The 7,751-nt window shown below is 64.8% G+C and carries 8 protein-coding genes and 1 pseudogene; 6 read left to right on the top strand and 3 right to left on the bottom strand.

The window, feature by feature from the left end:
* Window positions 1-891 (top strand): autotransporter outer membrane beta-barrel domain-containing protein (locus tag BA190_RS34815; RefSeq protein ID WP_156771850.1); only part of this gene is annotated, 891 nt, incomplete at its 5' end.
* 22 nt (window positions 892-913) lie between these two features.
* Window positions 914-1,465 carry an invasion associated locus B family protein gene (locus tag BA190_RS34810; RefSeq protein ID WP_068299799.1) on the top strand — a complete coding sequence of 184 codons (552 nt, stop codon included), beginning with the start codon at window positions 914-916 and terminating at the stop codon, window positions 1,463-1,465.
* A gap of 9 nt (window positions 1,466-1,474) precedes the next feature.
* Here the strand turns inward: BA190_RS34810 and htpX are convergent, their stop codons facing one another.
* The 3 genes from htpX to leuD form a co-directional block, all read right to left on the bottom strand.
* Window positions 1,475-2,410 carry a zinc metalloprotease HtpX gene (htpX, locus tag BA190_RS34805; RefSeq protein ID WP_082980275.1) on the bottom strand — a complete coding sequence of 312 codons (936 nt, stop codon included), beginning with the start codon at window positions 2,408-2,410 and terminating at the stop codon, window positions 1,475-1,477.
* A gap of 217 nt (window positions 2,411-2,627) precedes the next feature.
* Window positions 2,628-3,338, bottom strand: a complete 711-nt coding sequence (locus BA190_RS34800; protein ID WP_068299798.1) for a L,D-transpeptidase — start codon at window positions 3,336-3,338, stop codon at window positions 2,628-2,630.
* A gap of 257 nt (window positions 3,339-3,595) precedes the next feature.
* A complete protein-coding gene (gene leuD / locus BA190_RS34795) occupies window positions 3,596-4,201 on the bottom strand; it encodes a 3-isopropylmalate dehydratase small subunit (RefSeq protein ID WP_068299794.1) in 606 nt (201 codons plus the stop codon).
* A gap of 122 nt (window positions 4,202-4,323) precedes the next feature.
* On the opposite strand from leuD, the gene BA190_RS34790 reads away from it, so the two are divergent.
* From BA190_RS34790 to BA190_RS34775, 4 genes and pseudogenes are all read left to right on the top strand, one after another.
* A complete protein-coding gene (locus tag BA190_RS34790) occupies window positions 4,324-4,911 on the top strand; it encodes a hypothetical protein (protein ID WP_068299791.1) in 588 nt (195 codons plus the stop codon).
* A gap of 450 nt (window positions 4,912-5,361) precedes the next feature.
* Window positions 5,362-6,897 (top strand): trimethylamine methyltransferase family protein, encoded by a 1,536-nt coding sequence (locus BA190_RS34785; protein WP_068299784.1) that lies wholly within the window; start codon window positions 5,362-5,364, stop codon window positions 6,895-6,897.
* A gap of 99 nt (window positions 6,898-6,996) precedes the next feature.
* The gene (locus BA190_RS34780) at window positions 6,997-7,284 is read left to right on the top strand and encodes an aa3-type cytochrome c oxidase subunit IV (protein ID WP_082980274.1); all 288 of its coding nucleotides are present in this window, start codon (window positions 6,997-6,999) and stop codon (window positions 7,282-7,284) included.
* 255 nt (window positions 7,285-7,539) lie between these two features.
* Window positions 7,540-7,751, top strand: a pseudogene (locus BA190_RS34775) (NAD(P)(+) transhydrogenase (Re/Si-specific) subunit alpha); the annotation flags it as partial.

The following is a 7,751-nucleotide window of genomic DNA, read 5'->3' as shown; positions in this document are numbered from 1 at the left end:
TTCTGCGATCCCCGCCTGTGGCGCGCCTGGATCACCGGTTATGGCGGCGGCTCCTCCTTCGACGGCAACACCGTCGTCGGTTCCGGCAATCTGAAGACCCATAACCAGGGCATCGCGGCCGGCCTCGACTACCAGTTCGATCCGAACTATCTGATCGGCCTGTCGGTGGGCGGCGGACATTCCGCCTTCGGGGTGGAGCAGCGGGCCACCACGGGCAAGGTGGATGCCGGCCATATCGCGCTGTACGGGGCGGCCAAATACGGCAATTTCTACGCCAACGGCCTGCTCGGCTTCGACTTCCTGCACGCCACCACCCAGCGCTACGCCATGATCCAGGGCACGGATGCCCCGGTCAATCCGGTGGCGGGTGCCTATGACGCGCTCGGCAACAGCTTCGACGGCCGTGCGATCAGCGGGCGCCTGGAGGGAGGCTACAAGGCCAATTTCTCCGGGGTGAACGTCACGCCCTTCGCGGCACTGCAATTCTCCTCGCTGCACCTGGACGGCTCGACCGAGCATGCCCAGGGCACCACTGGCGGCCTTGCCCTCAATTATGCCGGGCGGACCATCAATTCGTTCCCATCCTTCCTGGGGGCGCAGATCGATACCCGGTTCTATTTCGGCGAGACGACCTATCTCGAGCCCTTCCTGCGTGCCTCCTGGGTGCACGAGTTCGCGAACCGGCGCTCGGTCGAAGCCGGCTTCACCGCGGCGCCCGGCTATAATTTCGTGGTCTACGGCGCTTCGGCGCCGCGGGACTCGGCCTTGGTGGAAGCGGGCGTGAACCTGGTCTCGGCCTCGGGCCTGTCGATCTACGGCAAGTTCAGCGGTAATTTCTCCAAATCCTCGCACGACCTCACCGGGTCGGGCGGGCTTCGCTACAGCTGGTAAATTGAAGGACGGATAGGCGACGATGCATCGTATGGTTGAATTGACGGTGGCGGCGGGCCTGGCTTGCCTGCTGGTGGGCAGTGCGCAGGCGCAGGCCAAGAAGCCGGCCGCCCCCGAGGCTCCCAAGGCGGCGGCCCCGGCACCTGCTGCGGCCCCGGCTCCCGCGGCTCCCGGCTGGGTGACGCGCTGCACCACGGACGCCCGGCAGGGACCGCTCGACTGCGTGGTCGAAGAAAACGCGGTGATGAACAATACCGGCCAGCTCGTGGTCGGCTTCTCGGTTCGCGTTCCCAGCGACACCCGCGCGCCTGTGGTGCTGGTGCGCCTGCCGCTCGGACTTTATCTGCCGGCCGGCCTCAAGCTGCAGGTCGATGACGGCCAGGTGGCGAGCTATCCCCTGCAGACCTGCGACGGCGCCGGCTGCTATGTCGGCACGCCGCTCGATGCCGGGTTGCTGGCGCGGATGAAGACCGGCAAGCAGCTCAAGACCACCTTCCAGAACCTGCAGCGCAACGATGTCAGCGTGCAATTGCCGCTCGCGGGCTTTGCGGAGAGCTACGCCAAGATCCAGTGAGATTTCGTCTTACCCCCACGGCCCCTTTGGGCCGCGTGGGCCGAGATCGTCGAGGTTGACGCCCTCGACGAAACCGCCCTGGCGGGGCGGCTGCCGGCTTGCGCCCGTGCGGCGGGCCAGTTCCTCCAGCGCCGCAATGCGGTTCTGGGTGTCGGGATGGGTCGAGAACAGGTTGTCCATCGGCCGGCCCGACAGCGGATTGATGATGAACATATGCGCCGTGGCGGGATGAGCCTCGGCCTGCTCGTTGGGAATGGCGTGGGCGGCATTGTGGATGCGCGCCAGGGCGGAAGCGAGCGCCAGCGGATTGCCGCTGATCTCGGCGCCCAGGCGGTCGGCCTCATATTCGCGCGAGCGCGAGATCGCCATCTGCACCACCATGGCGGCAAGCGGCGCCAGCACGGCGAGCAGGATGCTGCCGATGGGGCCGAGCGAGTTGCGCTCGCGATTGCCGGAGAAGAACATGCCGAAATTGGCCACCATCGAGATGGCGCCGGCCAGGGTGGCCGTGATGGTCATCAACAGTGTGTCGCGATGCTTGATATGGGCAAGCTCATGGGCGATCACGCCCGCAACCTCGTCGCGCGACAGCGATTGCAGCAGGCCGGTATTGATGGCGACGGCGGCATTGGCCGGATCGCGCCCGGTGGCGAAGGCATTGGGCTGCGCATCGTCGATGAGATAGAGCTTGGGCATCGGCAGGCCGGCATTGCGGGCAAGGCCGGCCGTGAGCTTGTAGAGCCCCGGCTCGCTGGCGGGGCTGACCTCGCGGGCCCCGTACATCGACAGCACCATGTCGCCCGAACGCCAATAGGCGAACAGATTGGTGCCGATGGCCACCAGGAGGGCGATCATCATGCCGCCCTTGCCGCCCAGCATCAGCCCGATCACCATAAACAGGGCCGTCATGCCGGCAAGGAGCAGGGCAGTGCGCGCGTAATGCATCGGAAGGAACCCGTTCGTCATGGCCTGAAAATCGGGTCTGCGATGGTTCATGTGCAAGAGGGTTGCGCATGAAAATTTCGTCACGTGGAGGCTGCAGCGCCAATCAACAGGGGATCGACTGAGGACGGCACGGTTGCGGGCGCGCCGAGGCCGTCCCGCAATCGCTATACTCCGCACTATACTGGGACGGCCTCCGGGCGTTCGCCGGACGCCGCTATCACATCGCCGCTTCCTGGTCGTCGTAGCTGCCGTCACCGCCGTCGCCGCCACTGCCCAGCACCACAACGCGCGTGCCGACGGGCGTGTTGTTGTAGAGATGGATGATGTCCTGGTTGAGCAGGCGGATGCAGCCCGACGACATCGACTTGCCGATCGAGGAGGGGTCGATGGTGCCGTGCAGGCGGTAGAGCGTGTCGCGGTTGCCCTGGAACAGATACATCGCGCGGGCGCCCAGCGGGTTGCCGGGGCCGCCGGGCATGCCGCCCGCCCATTTGGCCGCTTCGCTGTCGCGCTTCACCATGTCGGAGGGCGGGGTCCAGCGCGGCCACACCGCCTTGCGCTTGATCGTGGCCCGGCCGTTCCAGGCAAAGCCCTCGCGGCCGACGCCGACGCCGTAACGCGTGGCGTTGCCGCCCTCATGCACGTGATAGAGATAGTGGTTGGGTGGGTCGACGACGATGGTGCCGGGCGCCTCGCCGGTCGGGTCGGAAACCTCCCGGCGCAGGAAGGCGCCGTCGATCCGCCTCAGGTCGATCGCCGGGACTGGATTGCCGTTGTCGTCGAAGCCCGCATAGATTTCGCCGTAATCGTAATCGCTGCCGCCCCAGCCATCGAAGATCGAGTCCGCGGAAAGCCGCTTCGACGAGGCGCAGCCGGCCAAAAGGAGGGGAGCGCCGAGCACGAAGAGGCGGCGGGACAGTTGAGGCATCACAGACCTTCCAAACCGGGAATCAGAATGAGCATGCGAATCGCGCGCATACTACAAGCTGATCATCGTTAATTCTTCATTATCCGGTACAATAAGGGCGTTCAGAATTCCTGCCTCAAAGGCGGTTTCCCAACGTCATCCGTGGTAATCGGCAAGAGTTCGTGGTGCCACGGGAAGTTGCATGCGCGTCTCGCCATCGAGCGGGGCGCGCATTTGAAGTATCCTTGCGGGCGGTGGCCCGGCCGTCTGCGCTACGCTCAGATCCAGGGCCGCGCCGCGGCCGTCTTCTGCTCGAAGGACGCGATGGAGGGGGTCTTCTCCATGGTCACGCCGATATCGTCGAGGCCCTTGAGCAGTTTGTTCTTGCGGGCCGGATCGATGTCGAACTTGACGCTGCCGCCATCAGGGCCGTGGATTTCCTGGGCTTCCAGGTCCACCGTCAGCGTGGCATTGGCGCCGCGCCGGGCATCGTCGAACAATTTTTCGAGATCGGACTCGGAGACGACGATCGGCAGGATGCCGTTGTTGAAGCAGTTGTTGTAGAAGATGTCGGCGAAGGAGGTGGAGATCACGCAGCGGATGCCGAAATCGAGCAGGGCCCAGGGGGCGTGCTCACGCGAGGAGCCACAGCCGAAATTGTCGCCGGCGACCAGGATCTTGGCCTGGCGATAGGCGGGCTTGTTCAGCACGAAATCCGGATTCTCGCTGCCGTCATCGTTGAAGCGCATCTCGGAAAACAGGCCCGCGCCGAGGCCCGTGCGCTTGATGGTCTTGAGATATTGCTTGGGGATGATCATGTCCGTGTCTACGTTCATGATTTCCAGCGGCGCAGCGACGCCGGTGAGCGTGGTGAACTTGTCCATTGTGTTCAAACCGTGTGAGATGGGGCCCTGTTGCCCGGTCTTTTATGGCCAGATGGCCCAAGTGACAAGCTAATTGGATGGCAAGCAAATTGGGTGGCAGGTAAATTGGACCGGAACGAACCATGTCTGGCTTGTTGAGGCTGAGCGAGGCGGCGCGACGCGCGGCCGTGAAGGCATTGGCGCCCGCCGAGCCGATTGTCTACGTCACCGCGCCTGACCCGCGCGAGGCCGCGCGCAATGCCTTGCCCACACTCGGGGCCGGGGTCCTGCTCGCCGTGCTCAGCCTGCCGATCGCCTGGGCCTGTCTCGCCGCCGTCTGGCAGGCCATCCACAATGGCGGCTCGCTGATCCTGCCGGCCTTGTTCAGCCTGCTGGCCGTGCCGGCCTTCCTGTTCGGTCTCTACCTCGTCTGCGCCCCCTGGGCGGCCTATCGGCGCGCCAAGGACCGTGTGGTGCTGATCACCGACCGGCGCCTGGTGCTGATCTCCATCCGCAGCGGCGTCGAGGAAGCCCTTTCCGGCAGGGCCATTCTGGGAGTCGAGCGCAAGAGCATCGAACGCGGCTTCGGCACCCTGGAAATCCGCCATGAGGCGAAGGGCGACGAGGCCGAGACGACCCTGACCGGCCTCGACAATGTCATGGCTGCCGAACTCGCCATCCGGCGGCTTTCGCTCGATCATTCCGTCACCATCATCTCCCCCGTGCACTGACTGCTAGAGCAAAGCGCGTTCACACGTGAACGCTTGCTTGCTCCAACTCTTCGGTTCGACGCGTCTTTGCGATTCTCGGTGATTCCGAGAAATCACAAAACGCTTTGGAAACTGTCGCCTGCAGAACAGGGAATGTCCGGTTTCAGTCTTTGATGTCCCGCCATCTCGCTAGCATCGACCTCGTCCAGTCAGGGCATGCACATGGCGAGACCATGCCGGAGAGGGCGCCACCATCCCTCCCCGACTTCGGGGAGGGTGGGCCGGCAAAGCCGGCTCGGGTGGGGTAGGGTGACGCGACATCGCGGTTTTGCCGGCCCGTTCGGCGTCACTCTCCCCCTTCCGTCATTTCTACGAAATGACACCTTCCCCGCAGTCCGGGAAGGATATCGGTGCTCCATCCGGAAACTTCGAGACGTGAGCATGCCCTGATATCAAGCAGGGAGCGGGGCTATGGTGGTGGAAGCAACAGTGGAAGCTCGGCGTCCTCGTTCCGGCCGGCGCGGGGCGCGGAGCGGACCGGCGGCACCGGCCTATATCACCCGCCGGATTCCGCCCTACGAGATCCTGTCGGAGGAAGCCCTCGTTCGCATCGAGGAGCATGCCGACCGCATCCTCGAGGAAGTCGGCTTCGAGATCCGCGGCGACCAGGAAGCCGTCGACCTCTTCCGCAAGGCCGGCGCCGAGACCGATGGCTGGCGCATCCGCCCGCCGCGCGGGCTGGTGCGCTCCATCATCCAGGCGAGTTGCCCGGCGAGCTTCGTGCAGCATGCCCGCAATCCCGAGCGCTCGGTGGTGATCGGCGGCCCCAACACGGTATTCTCGCCGGCCTATGGCTCGCCCTTCGTTTCCGATGCCGATCGCGGCCGGCGCTACGGCACATTGGAGGATTTCGGCAATTTCGTCCGCCTCGCCTACCTCACGCCCTGGCTGCACCATTCCGGCGGCACCGTATGCGAGCCGGTCGACGTGCCGGTCAACAAGCGGCATCTCGACATGGTGCTGGCCCATATGACCCTGTCGGACAAGGCATTCATGGGCTCGGTCACCACGGCCCCGCGTGCCGCCGATTCCATCGAGATGTGCCGCGTGCTGTTCGGGCCGGACTTCGTCGATGCCAACTGCGTGATCCTGGGCAACGTCAACACCAATTCGCCGCTGGTGCTGGACGGGGAGGCCTCACGCGTCATCCGCACCTATGCCAGGGCCAACCAGGCGGCGGTGTGCGTGCCTTTCATCCTGGGCGGCGCCATGGGGCCGGTGACCACGGCGGGCGCTTTGGCGCAATGCTTTGCCGAAGCCATGATGTGCGTGGCGCTCACCCAGCTGGAGCGGCCCGGCGCGCCGGCCATCCTCGGCAATTTCCTTTCCTCGATGTCGCTGAAATCCGGTGCCCCCACCTTCGGCACGCCGGAGCCGGCGCTCGGCTATCTCGGCATCGGCGCGCTGGCGCGCCGGCTCGGCGTGCCGCTGCGCTGCGGCGGCAATCTGTGTGCTTCCAAGATCCCGGACGCCCAGGCCGCCTATGAGAGCGCCAATTCGATGTGGCCCGCCTTCCTGGCCGGTGCCCATTTCATCCTGCATGCGGCCGGCTGGGCCGAGGGCGCGCTGGCGATGTCCTACGAGAAATTCGTGATCGACGCCGACCAGCTCGGCGCCTTCCACACCTTCGCCCAGGGCATGCCCGTCGACGAGAACGCCTTCGCGCTCGACGGCTTTCACGAGGTCGGCCCGGGCAAGCATTTCCTCGGCAGCGCCCACACCATGCGCAATTACGAGACCGCCTTCTATGACTTCCCGCTTTCGGACAACAATTCCTTCGAGCAGTGGAGCGAAGAGGGCAGCCACGACATCGTCCAGCGCGCCAATCGCAAATGGAAGGCGATGCTGGAGACCTATGAACAGCCGGCCCTCGACGCGGATAAGCGCGAGGCCCTGGAGGCTTTCGTGGCCGAGCGCAAGGCCGCCATGCCCGATGCCTGGTATTGACGCGGGTGCAGTCTGCGGCCGGGCCCCGCCACCAAATCGCCGCATTGCATAAAGCGGCTCTTCGGGTTAAAGCCCCTTTATCCAATTCTGGGGATGAAAATGGCCGAAGCACATCACGACACGATGACCGCGCACGACTTTTCTGATCACAAGAACACCTATGAGGGGTTCCTGCGTTTTTCCGCGATCGGAATGGCCTGGACTCTGGGCATCGTGGTTGCGCTGGCCATCGGCGGCACCAGCGGCCGTTGGGGCATCTGCTCGATCATCGCAATCCTGTCGACCATCGCCACCGTATTCGGCATGGCGGTGAAGAGCTGGAGCTGGAAGCCCGGTGCCCTCGTGCTGATCCTGGGCCTGCTGATCCTGCTGCTTCTCTCCCACTGAAGCGGCTGCTGCCGAATAGGGGACGTCACTGGACCTGAGAGCGTCCCGTGAAGGCGGGAATCTGCTGCCGCCGCGTCCTCTGGAGCAAAGCGCGATTTCTCCGAATCGCACTTTTTTACCTAGCTATTTGTTTTTACGCGTTTTCTTGAACGAGAAGTCTATCGGCTTTTCTGGAAAATGCTCTCTGCGAACGATCCCGGCGTAGACCGGAGCGACCTCTCTGCATATCCCTGCAGCCCTGTGCGAGGAGCGATCATGATCGGCATAGCTGTCCCGGCAGAAGTTGAATCCGGCGAGCCCCGTGTCGGCGCCTCGCCGGACACGGTTAAGAAGCTGATAGCGCTGGGCGCGACGGTGACGGTCGCGAGCGGTGCGGGCCTGGCGTCCGGGATCACGGACGAGGATTACGCGCAGGCCGGCGCCACGATCGCGCCCTCCAATGCCGAGGCGCTGGCGGGTGCGGCTGT

The organism is Labrys sp. WJW, from assembly GCF_001676615.1.
Classification (GTDB): Bacteria; Pseudomonadota; Alphaproteobacteria; order Rhizobiales; family Labraceae; genus Labrys; species Labrys sedimenti.
Note: the sequence above shows the minus strand (reverse complement) of the source record. Positions and strands in the feature narration are given on the sequence as shown.